General features: G+C 59.0%; 15 protein-coding genes, 1 tRNA gene and 1 pseudogene. 4 read left to right on the top strand and 13 right to left on the bottom strand.

The features are described from left to right. Positions 1 to 7: 7 nt before the first annotated feature. Entirely contained in the window at positions 8 to 1,051 is a 1,044-nt protein-coding gene (locus tag QZ522_RS05075) for an IS110 family transposase (RefSeq protein ID WP_294608319.1), read from the top strand. 114 nt (positions 1,052 to 1,165) lie between these two features. On the opposite strand, the pseudogene QZ522_RS05070 reads toward QZ522_RS05075, so the two are convergent. The 6 genes and pseudogenes from QZ522_RS05070 to hisD form a co-directional block, all read right to left on the bottom strand. Continuing rightward, a pseudogene (locus tag QZ522_RS05070) lies at positions 1,166 to 1,477 on the bottom strand (rod shape-determining protein RodA); the annotation flags it as partial. Continuing rightward, a complete protein-coding gene (mrdA, locus tag QZ522_RS05065) occupies positions 1,474 to 3,417 on the bottom strand; it encodes a penicillin-binding protein 2 (RefSeq protein WP_294608317.1) in 1,944 nt (647 codons plus the stop codon). The gene mrdA and the pseudogene QZ522_RS05070, both read right to left, overlap by 4 nt. Next, positions 3,414 to 3,953 carry a rod shape-determining protein MreD gene (locus QZ522_RS05060; RefSeq protein WP_294608316.1) on the bottom strand — a complete coding sequence of 180 codons (540 nt, stop codon included), beginning with the start codon at positions 3,951 to 3,953 and terminating at the stop codon, positions 3,414 to 3,416. Before QZ522_RS05060 ends, mrdA begins: the two co-directional genes overlap by 4 nt. Continuing rightward, complete coding sequence (gene mreC / locus QZ522_RS05055) at positions 3,946 to 4,863, bottom strand: rod shape-determining protein MreC (protein WP_294608315.1); 918 nt, start codon at positions 4,861 to 4,863, stop codon at positions 3,946 to 3,948. Before mreC ends, QZ522_RS05060 begins: the two co-directional genes overlap by 8 nt. A gap of 30 nt (positions 4,864 to 4,893) precedes the next feature. Further along, complete coding sequence (locus tag QZ522_RS05050; RefSeq protein ID WP_294608314.1) at positions 4,894 to 5,940, bottom strand: rod shape-determining protein; 1,047 nt, start codon at positions 5,938 to 5,940, stop codon at positions 4,894 to 4,896. Positions 5,941 to 6,124: 184 nt separating this feature from the next. Beyond that, positions 6,125 to 7,426, bottom strand: a complete 1,302-nt coding sequence (gene hisD / locus QZ522_RS05045) for a histidinol dehydrogenase (protein ID WP_294608313.1) — start codon at positions 7,424 to 7,426, stop codon at positions 6,125 to 6,127. A gap of 223 nt (positions 7,427 to 7,649) precedes the next feature. Between hisD and QZ522_RS05040 the strand changes: the two genes are divergently transcribed. Continuing rightward, positions 7,650 to 8,051: a c-type cytochrome gene (locus QZ522_RS05040; RefSeq protein WP_294608312.1), complete on the top strand. Its 402-nt coding sequence runs from the start codon at positions 7,650 to 7,652 to the stop codon at positions 8,049 to 8,051. A 72-nt stretch (positions 8,052 to 8,123) separates the two neighbouring features. On the opposite strand, the gene QZ522_RS05035 is transcribed toward QZ522_RS05040, so the two are convergent. Genes QZ522_RS05035 through QZ522_RS05025 form a run of 3 tightly spaced genes read right to left on the bottom strand, consistent with a single transcriptional unit; the run spans position 8,124 to position 10,029 of the window. Beyond that, positions 8,124 to 8,591, bottom strand: a complete 468-nt coding sequence (locus QZ522_RS05035; RefSeq protein WP_294608311.1) for a DUF2948 family protein — start codon at positions 8,589 to 8,591, stop codon at positions 8,124 to 8,126. Beyond that, on the bottom strand, positions 8,588 to 9,856 hold the full coding sequence (gene murA / locus QZ522_RS05030; RefSeq protein ID WP_294608310.1) for a UDP-N-acetylglucosamine 1-carboxyvinyltransferase: 1,269 nt from the start codon (positions 9,854 to 9,856) through the stop codon (positions 8,588 to 8,590). Before murA ends, QZ522_RS05035 begins: the two co-directional genes overlap by 4 nt. Before the next feature lie 5 nt (positions 9,857 to 9,861). Next, the gene (locus tag QZ522_RS05025) at positions 9,862 to 10,029 is read right to left on the bottom strand and encodes a hypothetical protein (protein WP_294608309.1); all 168 of its coding nucleotides are present in this window, start codon (positions 10,027 to 10,029) and stop codon (positions 9,862 to 9,864) included. A gap of 86 nt (positions 10,030 to 10,115) precedes the next feature. Here QZ522_RS05025 and QZ522_RS05020 point away from each other — a divergent pair. Together QZ522_RS05020 and QZ522_RS05015 are read left to right on the top strand one after the other, a co-directional pair. After that, positions 10,116 to 10,190 (top strand) — tRNA-Thr (locus QZ522_RS05020). A 79-nt stretch (positions 10,191 to 10,269) separates the two neighbouring features. Continuing rightward, positions 10,270 to 11,796 carry a DUF6538 domain-containing protein gene (locus tag QZ522_RS05015; RefSeq protein ID WP_294608307.1) on the top strand — a complete coding sequence of 509 codons (1,527 nt, stop codon included), beginning with the start codon at positions 10,270 to 10,272 and terminating at the stop codon, positions 11,794 to 11,796. 106 nt (positions 11,797 to 11,902) lie between these two features. On the opposite strand, the gene QZ522_RS05010 is transcribed toward QZ522_RS05015, so the two are convergent. From QZ522_RS05010 to QZ522_RS04995, 4 genes are read right to left on the bottom strand one after another with little or no spacing between them, the layout of a single operon-like run. Next, positions 11,903 to 14,866, bottom strand: a complete 2,964-nt coding sequence (locus QZ522_RS05010; RefSeq protein WP_294608303.1) for a DEAD/DEAH box helicase family protein — start codon at positions 14,864 to 14,866, stop codon at positions 11,903 to 11,905. Then, the gene (locus QZ522_RS05005; RefSeq protein WP_294608299.1) at positions 14,859 to 15,785 is read right to left on the bottom strand and encodes an HNH endonuclease signature motif containing protein; all 927 of its coding nucleotides are present in this window, start codon (positions 15,783 to 15,785) and stop codon (positions 14,859 to 14,861) included. The genes QZ522_RS05010 and QZ522_RS05005 overlap by 8 nt, the downstream gene beginning before the upstream one ends. Next, positions 15,782 to 17,152, bottom strand: a complete 1,371-nt coding sequence (locus QZ522_RS05000) for a restriction endonuclease subunit S (RefSeq protein ID WP_294608296.1) — start codon at positions 17,150 to 17,152, stop codon at positions 15,782 to 15,784. The genes QZ522_RS05005 and QZ522_RS05000 overlap by 4 nt, the downstream gene beginning before the upstream one ends. After that, entirely contained in the window at positions 17,149 to 19,278 is a 2,130-nt protein-coding gene (locus QZ522_RS04995; RefSeq protein WP_294608293.1) for a class I SAM-dependent DNA methyltransferase, read from the bottom strand. The genes QZ522_RS05000 and QZ522_RS04995 overlap by 4 nt, the downstream gene beginning before the upstream one ends. Positions 19,279 to 19,667 lie beyond the last annotated feature (389 nt).

Raw genomic sequence — 19,667 nt, 5'->3', positions numbered from 1 at the left:
GGAAGACATCGATGAGATCGCCGTCATTGGCGTCGATATTGGCAAAGACACGTTCCACCTGGTCGGCTTTGATGACGCAGGCCAACGAGTTTTGCGTAAGAAAATTAGAAGGTTGGCGTTGAAAGCGACTTTTGATGCGCTGCCACGCTGTGTCGTTGGCATGGAAGCCTGCATGAGCGCGCATTTTGTCAGCCGTATGCTACGAGAGCTTGGTTTTGAGCCTCGGATTATCCCGGCGATCTATGTGACACCGTTCAACAAGGGGCAAAAGAACGATTACAATGATGCGGAGGCCATCGCTGAGGCCGCCATGCGACCGAACCTGCGGACGGTCACTGAGAAAAGCCAGGACCAGTTGGATTTGCAGGCAATGCATCGTGTCCGGTCGAGGCTGGTGGCCCGCCGCACTGCTACGATCAATCAGATCCGGGCGTTCCTGATCGAGCAAGGAATAACAGTGCGGGCTGGGCGGCATAGGTTGCAGGGTTCGTTTGAGGCAATTCTTGAAAACCGGCGCGATGAAATCTCGCCACGGATGCGCAGCACGCTCTTGGGGCTATATGGCGATTGGCTTTGGGTCGATGAGAGGATCAAAGCAATCTCGGCAGAGATTGAAGAGATCAGTAAGTCAGAGGAAAACAGCACGAACATAATGACCATTCCAGGGATAGGTCCACTGATCTCGACAGCTATCGTGGCTGCCATTGGCAAGGGTGAGGTCTTCGACAGAGGTCGTGATTTTGCGGCCTGGCTCGGCCTCGTTCCGCGTCAGTTCAGCACCGGAGGGCGGACAATCCTTGGTCGGATCAGCAAGCGCGGCAACGGCTATCTCAGGATGCTTTTGGTGCAGGCCGCCAATGTCATATTGATGCGCCCACACCGCTGGGATGCTCTAGGATTGGGGCCATGGCTGAGAGGCGTCAAGGCACGCATGCCCCACAACAAGGCCGCAGTCGCATTGGCCAACAAACTGGCCCGGATCGCATGGAGTGTCCTGAGTTCCGGCATGGACTTTGATTGGAAGGAAAGAGAGATAGTGACCGCGATCTAGGCAGATCGTAGTCACCACGATGTTCGTAAACCTCAAATGCATGGAACGGAATTAAGACGCACCCAAAGTCTGAGAGCCCAAATGGTCATCATCGATCTCGGTAGTAATGAGACAGCGGCGCGTGCGCACTCCCAACAGGGCCACGGCAATCAACAAGGCCAGCGAGACCAGATAGGCGAGCAGAGACATATTGCGCCAGAACCAGATCGGCACCATCGCCACGGTCAGCATGACGGCAAAGCCGAGCGCAAACCGTTTCATCTGCGGTTCTGCCCATGGCGAGAGCGACCCGCCCGCGACCGAATAAAGCATCAGGAAGCCGACCCCGGCCACCGCCACCAACAGGACTACGAGGGGCCAGTTGAGGTGAAGCACCTTGCCCGGCCCGCTCGGCGTGGTCTTGACGGTATATTCAAGATAGCTCATGCGCGATCTTTCCCGTCCGGTCCCGCTTGGGGGCGCGCACGGCGCAGTTTTTCCTGAAGCGCCTTGATCCGGCTGCGGTCTGCGGCGGGATAGGCCTCTAGCGGCGGGTCTTCGCCATAGAGCGCCTGAAGGGTGATATCGCGGGCAATCGGCGCGGCGGCGGTTGATCCCCCGCCGCCATGTTCCACAACCACGGCGACAGCTATCTTTGGCGCGTCAAACGGCGCAAAGTTGACGAACAGCGCATGATCACGCCGCTCCCACGGCAAATCACGGTTGTTGACCACGCCGCTGGCGCGCTCGTTCGCGGTGATATTGCGCACCTGGCTTGTGCCGGTCTTGCCCGCCATGCGAAAGGCATCGTCGATGATGCGGCTGCGATAGGCGGTGCCGCGGTTGCTGTTGGAGACGGCGAACATCGCCTTGCGGACCTCGCGCATGAGGTTTTCGTTAAGCCCGAGCGTGTCGCCATGCCCAGTGGGCTGTTCAACCCCGTCGATTGACTTGATCAGGCGAGGCGTCACCGCCCGACTAGTGGCGATCCGCGCTGTCATGACCGCCAATTGCAGGGGCGAGGCCAGAACAAAGCCCTGACCGATGGCGGTGTTCACACTGTCGCCGATCACCCATGGCTGGCCCCGGTTTGCCTGTTTCCACTCGCGCGTCGGGGCAAGGCCCTTGGCAACGCTGGTCATCGGCAGGTCAAACTGAACCCCAAGCCCAAGCCGCTCTGCCATCGCGCTTATCTTTTCGATGCCGGTGCGTACGGCTAGGTCATAGTAATAGATGTCACAGCTTTCGCGCAGCGAGCGATGCAGGTCGACATTGCCATGCCCGCCGCGCTTCCAGCAGTGAAAGCGGCGACCGCTGATTTCCGTGTAGCCGGGGCAATAGACCGTGTCATCAAGTGCGATCTGCCCGTCCTCAAGCGCCGCCAGTGCGGTGACCATCTTGAAGGTCGATCCGGGCGGGTAGATGCCCTGCACCGCCTTATTGGGCAGAGGGCGATAGGGATCGTCAAGCAAGGCCTTGTAATCGGACACCGAAATGCCGCGCACGAAAAGGTTGGGATCATAGCTTGGCGCCGAGGCGCAGGCCAGAAGGTCGCCGGTGTCGCAGTCAATCACCACCGCCGCCGCGCTTTCGCCTTCAAGGCGCGCATTGGTGTAAGATTGCAGGTTGTTGTCCAGCGTCAGCTGCATGTCGGCGCCGGGCTGGCCTTCCTGACGGTCAAGTTCGCGCATGACCCGGCCTGCGGCGTTCACCTCGACGCGGCGGGTGCCGGCGCTGCCGCGCAGCAGGTTTTCCCGCTTGGCCTCCAGTCCGATCTTGCCGATCTGGAACCGGGGCAAGCGCAAAAGCTGTTCCGGCGCGTCGATCCGTTCAATGTCCTTGTCGCTGACCGTCCCTACATAGCCGACAACATGCGCGTAATCATTGGTTGCCGGATAGCGCCGCGACAGGCCGACCTCGGGCAGGACACCGGGCAGAGCGGGGGCATTGACCGCGACCCGGCTTATCGCGCTCCAGCTTACACGGTCGGCGATGGTGACGGGCGTGTCGCCACGCAATTCGCCAAGATCGCGGCGGGCGCGCTCCAACTCGTCAGGGTCCAGTTCGACCAGCTTGGCCAGCCGTGCGATCACCGCATCCACGTCACCGGCCTGTTCGCGGGTCATGGTGATGCGGTAGCTTGGCACGTTTTCGGCGATCACCGCGCCGTTGCGGTCAAACAGGCGGCCGCGGGTTGGCGGAATCAGCTGGATGTTGATCCGGTTTTCATCGGCCAGAAGGCGGAACTGATCGGCCTGTTCGACCTGCATATAGCGCATGCGCAGCGCCAGAACGCCCATGACACCAGCCATCAGCCCGCCCACGACAAGGCCGCGCCGGGTTATGCGCCGCTGGCTTTCAGCGGTATCGCGCCCCGGACGTCTCATATCCGTCTGCCGTTTGCATCAAGGTCGCGCGGGCTGGCCCTGCGGACCCCCATCAGGGTGTGCGACGCAACGGCGACCACCGGATAGACCATCAGTGTGAACAAAAGCTGCATCAGGCTAAGCCCAAGTGGCGCCTGATCGACCATGAGCACCGACAGGACCACGCGATAGGCCAGCGTGATCAGCACCATCGTGCTTGCCACCGAGGCCCATTCGGCGAAAAAGCTCAGGTCGCGCAGCATCGGCGCGCGGTTGCGCAGGGTCTCGGCCCCCATCACGACGCAGGCCGCCCAAAGGCCCGGTGGGCGCTGGAACAAGAGATCCATGCCAAGCGCTACCACCGCGATCAGCAGAACCGGCACATACTCCGGACGGCGCAACACCCAGGCAAAGGTGAGCGCCAGCACAAGATCGGGCCCGGTCCAGTTGGACGGTCGCGTATCAAGTGGCAAAAGGTGCATGAATATCAAAAAGATACATATCAGAAGATACAGCGCGCGCATCAGCCAGTAGCGGTGGATGAAACGATCAGCCATTGCCTGCCTCCACCGCCTGGGCCCCCTCGGGCGCCGCTTCCTGAGGCAATTGGACCGGCGCAATCAGCTGGCCGGGGTCGGTCAGGTCCTCGTGGCCGTAACTGCGCAGCACGCGCAGGAATTCAAGCCGCTCGTAATCGGCGGCAATGCGCAGCCGCATACGCCCACCGGGATCTTCGGCAAGCTGGCCCACCAACAGGCCGGCGGGAAACACCCCGCCATCGCCCGAGGTCAGAATCCGGTCGCCGGGGCGCACCTGATCCGGGTTCTCGATAAAGTCGACGGGGGGGGCCGCGCTATTGTCGCCGATCAACAGGGCCTGTTGTCCAGAGGGCTGAATCGTGACCGGGACGCGGCTTGAGGTGTCGGTCAAAAGGATCACCCGCGCGGTATTGCGCCCGACGCCGGAAATCCGTCCGACAAGGCCAAGCCCGTCCATCGCCGCCCAGCCATCCATGATGCCATCGCGCGCACCGACATTGATCAGCACCGATTGGCGAAACGGCGATCCGCTGTCGGCCATCACCACACCGGTGACAAAGGTCAGCCGCGGGTCAAGCTGCACGTTGTTGAGATCAAGCAGCCGGGCGTTTTCCTGTTCAAGCTGAAGCGCCGCCTCTTTCCAGGCCTTCATCTGCTGCAACTCGCGGCGCAATTCCTGGTTCTGGTGATACATGCGCTGATAGCTCTGGAAATCGCGCAGGATATTGACCGCCCCGGTGACCGGCGCCATCGCCCAGTCAAAGCTCGGCACGACGCGGTCGACGACCTGGGCGCGAAACCGTTCGACGCGCGGGCTGTCGATCCGCCAGACAAGGAAAAGCCCCAGAAGACACAGCAAAACGACCCCCAAAAGCAAACGCTTGAGCGGGCCGGTGTAATCGTCGCCTTGTCCACGGTCTTTTGCCAAAGGGTCCCCTTTTAGGAAAAGGTGGGCGTCTTAGCTGTCGTAGTCAATCGCGTGGCGCAATTGCTTTTCGAATTCCAGCGCCTTGCCGGTGCCAAGGGCCACGCAATTCAGGCTGTCGTCGGCGATGGAAACAGCAAGCCCGGTCTGCTCGCGCAGGGCAAGATCAAGATCCCCCAAAAGGGCACCGCCCCCGGTGAGCATCACGCCGCGATCAACGATGTCGGCGGCAAGATCGGGCGGGGTGGCTTCAAGCGCGGTCATCACCGCCTCGCAGATTTGCTGTACCGGTTCGGCAAGCGCCTCGGCGACCTGCGCCTGGCTGATTTCGGTTTCCTTCGGCACACCGTTCAATAGATCGCGGCCGCGCACCTGCATCGAGGCGCCGCGTCCGTCGTCCGGCATGCGCGCGGTGCCGATGCTCGTCTTGATCCGCTCGGCGGTGGATTCGCCGACCAGAAGGTTTTGTTGGCGGCGCAGGTAGTTGATGATCGCCTCGTCCATCCGGTCGCCACCCACCCGGACCGAGCGGGCGTAGACGATATCGCCAAGGGACAGAACCGCCACCTCGGTGGTTCCGCCGCCGATATCCACGACCATGTTGCCGGTCGGATCGGTGATCGGCATGCCCGCACCGATCGCCGCCGCAATCGGTTCCGCGATAAGGCCTGCGCGTCGCGCACCCGCCGACAGCACCGATTGGCGAATCGCGCGCTTTTCAACCGGGGTGGCGCCATGGGGCACACAGACGATGATCTTGGGTTTGGAAAAGGTCGAGCGTTTGTGCACCTTGCGGATGAAATGTTTGATCATCGCCTCGGCGGTGTCAAAATCGGCAATCACGCCTTCGCGCATCGGACGGATCGCCTCGATGCTGCCGGGGGTGCGCCCAAGCATCAGTTTTGCATCTTCGCCAACGGCCAGCACTTTGCGCACGCCGTCCTTGACATGATAGGCCACGACCGAAGGTTCCGACAGGATGATGCCGCGCCCCTTGACATAGACCAGGGTATTCGCCGTGCCGAGGTCAATTGCCATATCCGCAGAAAAGAGACTGGGAATTTTGTGAAAGATCGACATGTGCGCGCGCGTCCCGTCGTGAAAATAGAAGTAAAAGCACCGCGACTCGGGGTCGGGTGCCGCTGGCACTTATAGGCGGCGGGTGGTTCGGGCGAAAGGGCCTGTTTGGCCCCGGTAAGCGTCAAACTGCCGCCGGTTTGGTGAATTCGGCCCGCTGCACGCGGTGACCAGCCGGTTTTACACCCTAGTCGTTGAGATGGTCCAGCCGCGCACGTACCGACATGCCATGCGCCTCAAGGCTTTCGCTTTTGGCCAGGGTTTCCGCCGCCGGGCCAATCGCGCGCAATGCTTCGGGCGTCATTTTCGCCAGCGTCGTGCGCTTGAGGAAATCCATCACCGACAGGCCGCTTGAGAACCGCGCAGAACGTGCGGTCGGAAGCACGTGATTGGGTCCACCCACGTAATCGCCAATCGCCTCGGGCGTCCATGCCCCAAGGAAAATCGCCCCCGCGTGGGTGATTTTCTCCGACAGGGCATCGGGGTCGTTCACGCACAGCTCAAGATGTTCGGGCGCGATCCGGTTGCTCAGGTCCGCGGCGCGATCGAGGTCGGGCACAAGGATGATCGCCCCGAAGTCGCGCCAGCTTGCCCCGGCAATGGCGCGGCGTTCCAGCGTTTCCAGGTGGCGCTCGATCGCGGCGCTCACGGCGTTCGCAAGCTCGGCGTCATCGGTGATCAGAAGGGATTGCGCGCTTTCGTCATGCTCGGCCTGACTTAGCATATCAAGTGCGATCCAGTCGGCGTTCTGCCCGGCGTCGGCAATCACCAGAATCTCGGAGGGTCCGGCGATCATGTCGATCCCGACCTTGCCGAACACTCTGCGCTTGGCGGCGGCGACAAAGGCATTGCCGGGGCCGGTGATCTTGTCGACCGGGGCGATGGTTTCGGTGCCATAGGCGAGCGCGGCAATCGCCTGGGCGCCGCCGATGCGGTAAACCTCATCGACCCCCGCGATCTGTGCGGCCAGAAGGACAAGCGGATTGGCGCAGCCATCGGGTGTCGGGACCACGATCGCCAGACGTTCCACCCCCGCCACCTTGGCCGGAATCGCGTTCATCAACACCGAAGACGGATAGGACGCAAGCCCACCGGGCACGTAAAGCCCGGCGGCGCTGACCGGAGTCCAGCGCCAGCCAAGCGTCGCGCCGTTGTCTTCGGTCCAGCTTTGATCCGCGGGCAATTGGCGGGTGTGATAGGCGCGAATACGATCTGCGGCGAGTTCAAGTGCGGCGCGCTCGCCATCCGGAACCTGCGCGACCAGATCGGCCATCTCTTCGGGTGAAAATCGCAATGTCTCCGGCGTCAGATCCAGACGGTCGAATTTCCCCGTAAGCTCGATCACTGCCTGATCGCCGCGCGTGCGCACGTCCCTGATGATGTCGGCCACGATATCATCGACATCGGGGCTGTCTTCGCGCTTGGCGCTGAGAAGGGTCTGAAACTGGGTTTCAAAGCCGGGATCGGTGGCGTTCAAGAATACGGGCATGTCGGGTCTCCTGTCTGGCGTGACATAGCCCGAGTGCCCCGGCCCCTCAAGCAGGCATTGGGCCCGCAATCGACTGCAGCCCCCGACATATTGGCGCAACCGGCCGCAGGCGGGCGCCATATCCGCTTTGATCCGGATCAAAAGCATCGGGATTTTCGGACGGATAATACCTTACCGAATCATCATCCGATGATGCGCGCGAATAAGTGGAAGGGAGAAACGCATGTTGAAACTTATCAGGCTGCAAAGTTCCATTGCCATTCTGGGCTGTCTTCTGGGCGGGGCCGTTCAGGCGGACGAACTGGGCAAGCAAGAATACATGGATGCCTGCGCCGCGTGTCACGGTGCAAGTGCCGCCGGTGACGGGCCGCTGGCCGAACTGATGACCGTACCGGTGCCCGCGCTGACGGGGTTGGCCGCAGCCAACGACGGTGTGTTCCCGATGCTTGATGTCATTTACTCGATTGACGGGCGTCAGGGCACCCGCGGGCACGGATATCCTATGCCTGTCTGGGGCAAGCGCTTTGCGAAGGATGTTGAAAACACGGGGCCCTATGGTGCCGAAACGCTCATTCGGGGGCGTGTGCTGTCAATCGCGTATTATCTGGAATCGATTCAGAAGTGACGGTTCGGGTCGCTCGGCCCGGATGACCGACCCTGCACCCCTCCACGTCTGTCGCGGCGGGGTGCAGAAAGGTTAGCCGTGGTCCGGCACTTTGCGAGACGGTGCGAGATAGGGCCGGGTGACATCCTTTAGCGTCACTTCGAGCGCCTCGATCTCAAGCCGGATCGCGCCGTCGCCCGCAAGGGTCAACAGGACATGGCCCGCGCCTTCTTCGCCGGGCTCGAATGTGATCGACAAAAGCGACAGGATGGTATCGCGATCGTTGCGGTCGATGCCCTGGCTGGCGATGTGTAAAACATTGTCGACCACCAAAAGCGATTGCACGCGTTCGGGGGCGTGGCGGGCCTGACCCTGATCCTCCCAGCGGAACCGATTGACCAAAAGCGCAAAGCGCCGTTCACCGGCACGCCATGTCATTTCGGTGATCGGAAAGACCGCATCCTGCGCCAGCGACGAGATGACCTTGAGGTCATCAAGGTCAAATGCCCCAAGGTTCAGCGGGGCCTCGCGCCCGTCCTCAAATGTTGCGTCCCGTGTCATCTGTCCGATACCCGCTCGATCTTGGCGCCGACGCCGACAAGCTTGCGCACGACATGTTCGTATCCGCGATCCAGATGATAGACCCGGCTGACGATTGTTTCGCCCTCTGCCGCGAGTCCCGCCAGAATAAGCGAAACACTGGCGCGCAGGTCGGTCGCCATCACCGGCGCCCCCTTGAGGCGATCAACACCCTTCACCGTGGCCGTGCCGCCGTGGACCTCGATATTGGCACCCATCCGAATAAGTTCGGGGGCATGCATGAAGCGGTTCTCGAAAATCTTTTCCTCAAGAACAGAGGTGCCCTCAGCGGTGCACATCAGGGCCATCATCTGGGCCTGAAGATCGGTGGGAAAGCCGGGGAAGGGTTCGGTGACAACATCGACCGCCCGTACCTTGCCGTTCTTGCGGCTGACCTTGAGGCCCTTGGCGGTTTCCTCGACGCTGATGCCGGCCGCGTCGAGTTTTTCGCAGAACGCACCGACAAGGTCGATTCGCCCGCCCAAAAGCTCGACCTCGCCACCGCAAATGGCAGGGGCCAGCATATAGGTGCCAAGCTCGATCCGGTCGGTCACAACCGGATGGGTGGCGCCGCCAAGGCGATCAACGCCCTGAATGGTGATGGTATGTGTGCCCTCGCCCTCGATCTGCGCGCCCATGCGGCGCAGGCAGTGGGCCAGGTCAACGATCTCGGGTTCGCGTGCGGCGTTTTTCAACACCGTGGTGCCCTTGGCCAGCGTTGCCGCCATCAGCGCGTTTTCCGTGGCCCCGACCGATACGATTGGAAAATCCACCATGCCGCCGCGCAACCCGCCGGGCGCGCGGGCATGCACATAGCCGTCTTTCAACTCTAGCTCGGCGCCCATCGCCTCGAGCGCTTTGAGGTGAAGATCGACCGGACGCGCCCCAATCGCACAGCCCCCCGGCAGCGACACGACCGCATGCCCGTCGCGTGCAAGCATCGGACCCAGCACAAGGATCGAGGCGCGCATCTTGCGCACGATGTCATAATCGGCGACGTGATTGTCCAACGCATGGCTCGACATCACCAGCACCTGACCGTCCTGCAACTGCGACACCTCGGCGCCAAGCGATTGCAGCAGCGTGGTCATCGTCTTGATGTCCGACAGGCGCGGCGCATTGGTCAGGGTCAGCGGCTCTTCGCTCAAAAGCGTGGCAGGCATCAGCGTCAGACAGGCATTCTTGGCCCCGGCGATCGGGATCTGCCCCTTGAGCGGGCCATTGCCCGTAACGATAATCGAATCCATCTGCTCTACCCTTTGTCCTCATTGCCGGTTGCCTGATCGTCCGGTTTGTCATCGGTACGGGCACGCATTTGGGCCTTACGCCGGGCAAGATTGGCCTTCAATGCCGATTTTAGCCTGTCTTCACGGTTTTGGCCTGGTTTCCCGCCGGGTTTTTGTGATTGCTTTTTGCTCATACCGCTTCTTTACAGCAGCGATGAAAAACCGTCCAGTTACCCCTTGCACCACGCGCGATTAGGGGCTAATCAGCGCGCCACAGTGTGCTGCTGTAGCTCAGTGGTAGAGCGCGTCATTGGTAATGACGAGGTCGGGAGTTCAATCCTCCCCAGCAGCACCATGAAAACACCAATAAACACAAATATTTGTGCGAAATTAGCGCCTTGCGCTTGCCGACTCCTACACAGGAGTCCTACACAGTGGCCCTGATTATGCCCCGTCCTGTAAAAGACCCAAAGAGCGGAATCTACTACATCCGTGTACGCGTCCCGGCTGATCTAACCGCTTCCTTCGGACGTAAAGAGGTGTCGAAATCGTTGCGAACGCGTGAACCTGCCGAAGCCAAGGAACGCTTTGCTATCGAGTATGCGGCCATTCAACGGCGCTGGGCTGCCCTAAGGTCGAAACCAGAACCACTAACACTTAAGCAAATCGTTAGCTTGTCAGGACGGGTCTATCAGCGCCTGATGGCAACCTTGGATGAAGAACCCGGTGAACCATCGATCTGGGAACACGTTGTCCGACTGAACAAGCAGGCGGCGAGCGACGAAAGAGCGTTGGAACAGTGGTATGGCGAGACTGTGGATGAGCTCCTGTTCGAAGAGGGCATAGCCACTGATCAGACATCGCGGAAGCGTATGATCACAGAAATCCAGCGCGCATGGGAACAAGCCACCGAACAACTGCACAAGCGGTCACGGGGAGATTTCTCACCGGACCCGAACGCCAATCGGTTCCCAGAGTGGGCATCGGAAAAGAAGCCCTCAAAGTCAGCTTCGGGGCCGACGCTTTCAGACCTCTTCGATAGGTGGAAGAAAGATCACCTCGCCAACGGAAAAACTGAGAATACTGTCAAGGATTTCGCCCAGAAGTTGGAAGTCCTCAAAGATTATCTGGGTCATGAGGATGTTGAGCGCATCTCTCCGCGAGAAATTTCTGAATGGACGGACTATTTGCGGCATGAAAAGGGGCTGGCAGCCAAAACGGTTGGAGCGAAATACCTTGCAGCGGTGAAGTCAGTTTTCCAACTGGCTCGCTCCAAATTCCTTATAGAAAGCGACCCGACAAAAGACGTCACAATCAAGGTTCCCAAGAAGATCAAATCGCGGTCGTCTGGCTTCACTGAAGAGGAGGCGAGACGCGTCTTGTCTGCGGCGAACAAAGTCTTTGACCAGTCGCCCAAGATGGCACACCACAACAAACTGGCGTGTCGCTGGGTGCCTTGGATATGCGCCTACACAGGAGCAAGGGCGGGCGAAATAACCCAGCTTCGTAAAGAAGACCTGACCTTCATAAACGGAATTCCGCAACTCACCATCACACCAGAAGCTGGAAGCGTTAAAGCAGGTATGTATCGGGACGTGCCGGTCCACCCACACCTTCAGGAGATTGGCCTTCTGGACTTTATCAGAAGCGCGAAGAGCGGCTATCTTTTCCACTCAGGGGCCTCCACCACAGCAGAAGCAGTGAAGCGCTCAAACAACGCGAGGGACAAGATTGCGGTCTGGGTGCGAGACAACGTTGGCATCACCGATGAGCGTATACGGCCGAACCATGCGTGGCGGCATAGGTTCAAGACATTGGGCCGCAACGCGGATATTGCTCCAGAATACCTCGGGGCCATTCAAGCCCATGCCGGTCGCACTGCTGGGGAAAATTACGGGGAATATCCAGTCGAAACGCTATACCGGGAAATCTGCAAGCTGCCGCGCATCGTTGCGCAATGACAGTGCTGCAGATGGAAAACCTATGCCGTCTATCAGGCTCAGAACGAGGCATGGCGAGGCGTGGCGAAAGAAATGGGCAAGAGCAACCGTAACTTAATCCGGCTTATCAGTTAGCCTGAGCCTGCCGCTGTGCCCGTTTGAAGAAATGTCGTGTCGCCTGCTCCCGTGCGTCTTTGTCGGTCATGACCACGCTGCGCATTTCGTTGTCCTGCTGGAACATCCTGACCATCCCCTGAAAGAAGGCCTGCGAGAAAGCGTTGTAGACGACGTCAGCAGGGTTGTTCCGCATCATGTCGAGCATCTCGTCATTGAGAATTTCGCGGTTCACCCGTTCGAAGCGTAGGAAGTCTTCGCGCGTGAAGTTCGTTCCATGCCGCTCGTTGAAGGAGTCGATGATCTCTGAGAGCGATTTCTCTTCTTCCTCAGTGTAAGGGTTCGCGCCGAACTCGGTGATCGAGTCGAGCGTCTTTGTGTCGCCCTTGGCAAGCGAGGCGCTGCCCTCTTCGTCTTTCTGCAGCTTGAAGGCCGAAAGCGTCAGCATGTCGTCCGTGATGGTAATATCGGCAGGAACATCGCGCGACGGCAACAAGCGAGACAGCCACGACGTGTAGGCATAGAGCTTTTCCAGCCATGCATCGTTGAGCGAAACCACCTGAGCCACGAACGAGTAGAACCTCTGGAAGCTCTTTAGGAGTTGCCGGAACTCCTCCTGTTGCGCTTCGTCTTCATCCAGAACGAAACGCTCTACGGCCAACCGAACGGTGCCCTCCAGTTCCAACCTGTCTTGGGTGGATAGGCTCCCCTTAAAGAACCGTTCCGCGAACCGTTCAACCTCATCCGTGGCGATGTAGGACGCGTTCGAGATGCGTTGTTCAAGGTCATAAATCTGGTTGAGATCGGTGCGCTCCTCGAGTTCCGTCGCCTCGAAGAACGGCGCGAAGGCTTCCCTGACCTCTTCCGTGGTGTTCTGGAAGTCGAGCACGAAGGTCTTGGCCTTGCCGGGATGTGTCCGGTTCAACCGAGCAAGCGTTTGAACAGCCTGCAGGCCCGCAAGTTTCTTGTCGACATACATCGCGACGAGTTTCGGTTGGTCGAACCCGGTCTGGTATTTCTCGGCAACCACAAGAATCTGGAACTCGTCTCCGTCGAACCGCTTTGGAAGCTCGGTCTCTGCAAAGCCGTTCGCGGTTGCTTCGGTCCAGCTTGCGCCATCAACTTCGAGATCACCTGAGAAGGCGACCAATGCCTTCAGGTCCGAGTATCCTTTGTCCTCGATATAGCGGTTGATCTGCTGCCAATAGCGAAGGGCGTGTTCGCGGCTCTGCGTGACGACCATCGCCTTGGCTTGCCCACCCAACTCTTTGGCAACGTGTCGCCGAAAATGTTCAATGATCACCTCGACCTTCTGGTCGATGGCTGTCGGGTGGAGGGACGCATAACGGGCAACGCGTGATTGTGCCTTTCGGCCCTTGAAGGCCGGGTCATCCTCGATGGTCTTCTCGAGTTGATAGTAGGCCTTGTAGGTCATGTAGTTCTGCAGCACGTCGAGGATGAAGCCCTCTTCGATAGCCTGCCGCATGGAATACAGGTGGAATGGATGCGGCTTTCCGTCCGAGCCAATCCGACCGAACCGCTCCAGCGTCACATTCCTGGGGGTTGCCGTGAAGGCCAAGAAAGAGATGTTCTTCTGCGGCCCCCGCGCCGCCTGATGGGCAAGTATCAGGTCTTCGATGTCATCCGAACTGTTGGCCTCTCGGGTCAACGCATCGGTCATCGCTTGGGCCGCCTTACCGGATTGTGACGAGTGCGCCTCGTCGATGATCACGGCGAAGTTCCTAAAGGATTGGCCCGAGATGGCCTGAAGGTGCTCCGTGCCGAATTTCTGGATGGTCGTGATGATGATGCGGGCACCGTCTTCGATGGCCTGCTTCAGATCGCGCGAGGTTCCATCGATCTTTTTCACGACGCCTGCCGTCTGGGCGAAACCTCCGATAGTGTTCTGCAACTGCCTGTCCAGCACCAGGCGGTCGGTCACGACAATGGCAGTGTCGAACAGCGGCTTGTCGCCATCGTCATGTAGGTTGATGATCTGATGTGCTGTCCAGGCGATGGTGTTGGATTTGCCCGACCCGGCACTGTGCTGGATGAGGTAGTTCTGCCCAGCGCCGTTGGCCTTCGCATCTGCCAGCAGCTTGCGCACGGCATCCAGTTGTTGGAAGCGGGGGAAGATCAGCACTTCCTTGCCGCCGCCGCGTTCGAGGTGGATGAAGCGGCCAATCAGGTCCAGCAGAACCTCGCGAGAGAGGATGGCGTTGCCCTCGGGAAGGTCTTTGTAGAGGTAGGCTGTCCGGTTCTCTCCCGGCACATCCGGGTTACCAGCACCACCATCGCGACCCCTATTGAGCGGCAGGAAGCGGGTCTTTCCATTCAGCAACCGGGTCGTCATCGACACGTTGTCTTGGTCCACCGCTAAGTGCACGATAGCGCCGCGTTTGAAGGTCAGCAGAGGTTCGCCGCTGGGAGAACGGTCTTTGCGATATTGGCGTTCGGCATGTTTGAAGTTCTGCTTGGTAAGCAGGTTCTTGACCTCAAGCGTGGTAACCGGGATGCCGTTGACGAAGGTAACCAGATCGATGGCGTTCTTGTTCTTTGCCGAATAGGTCACCTGACGCATCACGGACAGGATGTTCGCCTCGTAGAGGCGCGCTAGGTCGGGGTTAAGGTTCGATGCGGGTTTGAAGAAACACAGAGCGAAGCGGATGTTGGGGACCAGCTTGATGCCATCCCGCAGCACGACGTGGGTCGGGTTCTCCTTCAAGGCCTTCTCAAGACGCTTCAGAACTTCGGCTTCGGCCTGCGCGCTGTAGTGGTCCTGCAGCACCTGCCATGCGTCAGGTTGCGTGGTCATGAGGAACCGGAACAGCAACTCGGTATCCAGCGCGAGGGCAACGTCATAATCTGCCGGACAGTCCCGTTCGATGTAACCCTGCTCAGAGGTCAGGCAGGACACGATATGCGCCTCGAAGACTTTTTCCTGATGGATGTCGGCGGTGGTGTGGGTCTCAGTCATTTGCGCCACCATTCTGGAACTTCTCGAAGTGCACAAAAAGCAGCGCCGGTGCGATCTGGTGATCGATCTGCCGACCATCGAGCTTGCGGTAACCCGATGTCTTCAAGCGGTCCGCGATGCGCAGTGTGTTGGAAGCTGGGTCGATGCTCCACAGCATGTCGTCGAACAGCGCGTGTAAGTCACGGCGCAAGAGCACGCCGTTGTCCGCATGGTCCCACTTCGGGTCTCCCGTATGCGGCATCACATGGGCTGCCTCCAAAGCCTCGCGGATGGCGCATTTCGTGACCACGCATTTCCCATTGTAACGCTTGATCAGGTCGCGGCGGAATTGGCCCTGTCCCGACCTTGCTTTCAGCATCGCTGCCTTTCTGTCTTCCAGACCAGCCAACAAGTCGTCCTTGTGGTTCTGGACCTCTTCCTCCCAATGTGGCGAGGGGGCAGGGATTTTGTTTCCGGCCCAGCCCCGCTCTTGGACCACGGATAGGAAATCTGGGTAGTCCACATCTTCTATGAGGTAGACTGCGCTCGGTCTTTGGGTTGATGCGTAGTCCAGAAACCGTGACCCCGTCACGCGTCCGTTTACAGGAGCCTCGGGGAAACCACGGTAATCGAAAGGCCTCGGAGCGATTTCGACATTGTGCAGCACCACAAACTTGCTTGCTTCGCTATCAGGCACCTCCCCAGCGATCGCCTTTGCGGTTAAGCCGCGCCCACCTGACGACTCGTGCGTCCAAATCCAAAGCTCGTCCCCAGCCTTGAGTGTCTGATCTGTCTTGTTGTCTTCCTTTCGGGCGAGAACCGGCCCCCTTTTGGGAAGAATAATCGTGCTGCCTTCCCAGTCCGACTTGTTCCGTGAGCCACCAAAACCGCCGGGGCAGTGGGTGTCATTGCCGTGTATCTTGAGGAAGAACCTGTTCACGCGCCCATCTCCTCTTGAATGGCTTCGAGGCGGCGGTCAGGGGTGCCAGATTTGGCGTAGGTCTGCACGTCGATCTGACCTGTGACGGCGGCGGTGATCAGGGCGGAGCGGTATTCCTTGAGGCGGTCGATGGATTTGGTTAATGTCTCAGATGATTGCCGAAATACTTGGATTGTCGACGCAAGGCGCGAAACAATTGCATCCTGTTCCACGAGCGGTGGGAGCGGAGTGCGGAAAGAACGAATATCCGGCATGTATATCGTTTGGTGGGTAGACCCCATCATTAAGCGTCGGAACACGGGCTTCATCGATCTCAATACGTAATACAAAAACAGTGGCCTCATCTGCTTACCGCATATCCAAGCCGCGAAGTCCTGTGTCGTTGCCATCGGTTCAGACATGATCGCTGGGAAACCAACCGACGCGGTGCGGGATAATATTACAGTATCCTTGGGCAATAGTCGCGCTGAAGAGTTCGCCATGCCCAGCTCACTGATCTTCTCGGAGGTCTCCGAAATGTAGATTGCTTGGCCCCCACGGATTTGCCAGACATCCGCCAATGACACCCAAGGTATAACGCAGTCTTGGGGAACCCAATATCCTTCGACCTTTCTGCTGGGAGTATGTCCAGTTTCCTGTCTTGCAATTTGGGTAAATTTCGGTGCGAACCAATGTTTCGGGATTTCTTTAATCCACTCAACACCGGAGTGCTTCTTTTCGTAGGGCAGGTCTTTGCCCGTCACATGTTCGATAAACGTGCCTTCCTCACGCTCCCCCAGCAACGCCACCAACCGCTGCTTTTTCTCGATCAGCAGGTCTATTCTTGCGGTCTCACGGTCCAGAAATTCGGCTATCTGGCGTTGGGTCGCGAGGTCGGGGACCCATACTTCGCTTCGAAATAAGTTCGTGTCGTCAAGGTTCTGGATACCAGTGTTCTGCTTGATGAACTGGTGACTGTATCCGCTCACGTAAAGGGCAGCGAGTAGATAGAGAAAGAAGCGGTTCCAAACGTCCTTGTGGGGGCGAATTCTTGCAACGAAGTTTGATGTGACCGCTTCGACGTTCTCGTCGAACGAGACTACCCGGCCAACAGGCGTCTTCTCGCCGCCACCTGATTTTTCGATAACAATGTCACCGCCACGAAGTTGAAGGTTCTTGAACTGCTGCTTCTTGAAGGAACGGGTGGTTGGATCGTCCAGTTTGAGTGTCAAGCGTGACCAGTCGAAGTCGGCAACACGGACACATATTGCGTCGATTTCATCCTCGCCCGCTTCACTACCCCAAGCGCCGTTCTTCGGTCCTTGGGCAAGATGTCGAAGCGTCGTTCGCTGCCATCCGTCCGGGATCGATTGGAATAGAGAGTTCACTCAACCACCTCCTGCAGCAGACCTGCGATCTCTGCTTCCAGCGCCTTCAATTCGGCGTCGATTTCTTCCAGCGGGCGGGGCGGAACGTATTTGTAGAAGTAGCGATTGAAGTTGATCTCATAACCAACACGCCCGACGCTGCCATCCTTCGCGTCCGTGTGGGTTTCATCGACCCAGGCATCGGGGACGAAGGGAAGCACTTCGCGCTGAAAATAGTTTCGCCAGTCTTCACCCAGCGGCACCAGTTCATGATCGCGCAGATCGGTGTCGGGTTCCGGTTTGCTCTTCGCATCGGTGCAGACCTCGGCATCCTCATCGCGTTCCGACAGCGCCGACAGGATGGCCTTTCGGACAGGTGCCCTCACCTTGACCCCAGCCGCCTTGAGCGCGCGTGTCAGCGCCTTGTCGAAGTCATCCCGGTCAATCCACCGTTCGTCTTTTGGCAGGTGCACCAGTAGGGCCTCCATCACGCCGCGCTGTTCCGCTTCCCCAAGGCGCTGGAAGGGCTTCGCATCGCGCAAAGCCTCAAACCCCTCTCGGGTCACCTGAAAGGCCAGCTTGAGGGGGCGCTCCACGCGGATTTCACGATACCCGAAGTCGGTGCTGTCGAAGATCTTGGACATGTCTTCCCAGCCCGAGTTGCCGTTCAGCATGTCATGGTAGATGCGCGCGATTTCCTCGGTCGCATCTTCGGGGATTTCCCGGCGCTTCGACCCAAGGGATTTCCGCATGGATTTCCAGAAGCGTTCCCCGCTGGCGTCGATCAGTTGCACCTTGCCACGCCGCGCCTTGTCCTTGCGATTGGTCAGCAGCCACACATAGGTCTGGATGCCCGTGTTATAGAAGAGGTCAGTCGGCAGGGCGATGATCGCCTCGACCCAATCGTTCTCGAGCACCCAGCGGCGGATTTCGCTTTCGCCTGACCCGGCCCCACCCGTGAACAGCGGTGACCCGTTCATGACGATACCGATGCGCGACCCTTGTTCGTCGTTGCGCATCTTGGAAATCATGTGCTGCAGGAACAGAAGCTGCCCGTCCGAGATACGGGGAAGACCCGCCCCGAAGCGCCCGTCCATGCCCATCTCTACCGCCTCGTCCTTGATCGGGTCGGCGTATTTCTTCCAATCGACCCCATAGGGCGGGTTGGACAGCATATAGTGAAAGCGTTTGCCCTTGTGCGCATCCTGCGTGAGCGTGTTGCCATAGGCAATGTTCTCGGGGTTGTGACCCGTCACAAGCATGTCGGACTTACAGATAGCGAATGACTCCGGGTTCAGTTCCTGGCCGAAGAGTTCGACGCGGATGCGGTCGTTCAACTCTTTCATCTCCATTTCGGCAATGGACAGCATCCCGCCGGTGCCCGCCGCCGGGTCGTAGACCTGCCGGATGACGCCAGACCCCGTCAGCGCGTCCTTGTCGTTGATCAGCAGTAGCGAGACGATCAGGCGAATGACCTCGCGCGGCGTGTAATGCTCCCCTGCCGTCTCATTGGAGATTTCCGAGAACCGGCGGATGAGGTCTTCGAAGAGGTAGCCCATCTCTAGGTTCGAGATCGCATTCGGGTGCAGGTCGATCTGGGTGAAGCGGTCGAACACCTGATACAGCAGCCCCGCATCGTTCAGGCGCTTGAGCTGGTCCGTGAACAGGAACTTGTCGAGAAATACATCACGGACGTTGCCCGAGAACTCGGTGATGTAGTTGATCAGGTTCTTGTGAATGTCCTTAGCGTCTTGCCCTTTGAGCGACGCGAAGGTGAACCGGGATTTGTTGTACAGTTGGATGTTCTGTCCCACCACGCCTGACAGCAACGTGTCGCGGGCCTCATCGTCCATGTCGTCTGGCAGCGTTTCGACCATGTCGAGAACAGCGGGCTTGGTCTCTTCGAGAATACAGTCCAGACGGCGCAACACGACGAAGGGCAGGATGACCTTGCCATACTCGGACTGCTTGAAGTCGCCGCGAAGGAGTTCTGCGATGGACCAGACGAACGACCCCAGCGACTTGATGTCGGCACTGCTCATGTTGTTTTTGCTTTCTCTGCCAGTTGTTTCGGGCAGGATTGCGCACATCGCCCATCGGTTGCAACCTTCGTAACCCTGTTGAGCCGGCTTTTCAGAGAAGCTCATTTTATTTCACCGCAAAAATCTGACAGGTCGAGATAGATAAGGCTGCCCGCGCATTCCCCCCGTGGGGCACCCCGGCGCGTATCAATCCAATCCATGCCGCTGTCGACAAACACATTGTGGCGGACAGAACACCGGCTCTTAGCTGCTTATCCTGCCCATTGTGACATAGTCGCCGATTGCCTCCTCAGCGGCAGCGGCCGTTAGACCGCAATGCCACATCACAGCGGCGATTGCCTCGTCGTATTTACCATCGCCCTGCCTGACATTCGCGAAGATTTCTCGTGCCTCTGACTTTGGTCTTGGCTCCTCGGGGGCTGGACCCATTCGTTGAACCTGCCAACGGTATTCACGCGCAATCCATGACGATAGAACGGGTAGTTCACTTAATG

This window comes from uncultured Roseovarius sp. (assembly GCF_913054395.1).
Taxonomy (GTDB): Bacteria; Pseudomonadota; Alphaproteobacteria; order Rhodobacterales; family Rhodobacteraceae; genus Roseovarius.
Note: the sequence above shows the minus strand (reverse complement) of the source record. Positions and strands in the feature narration are given on the sequence as shown.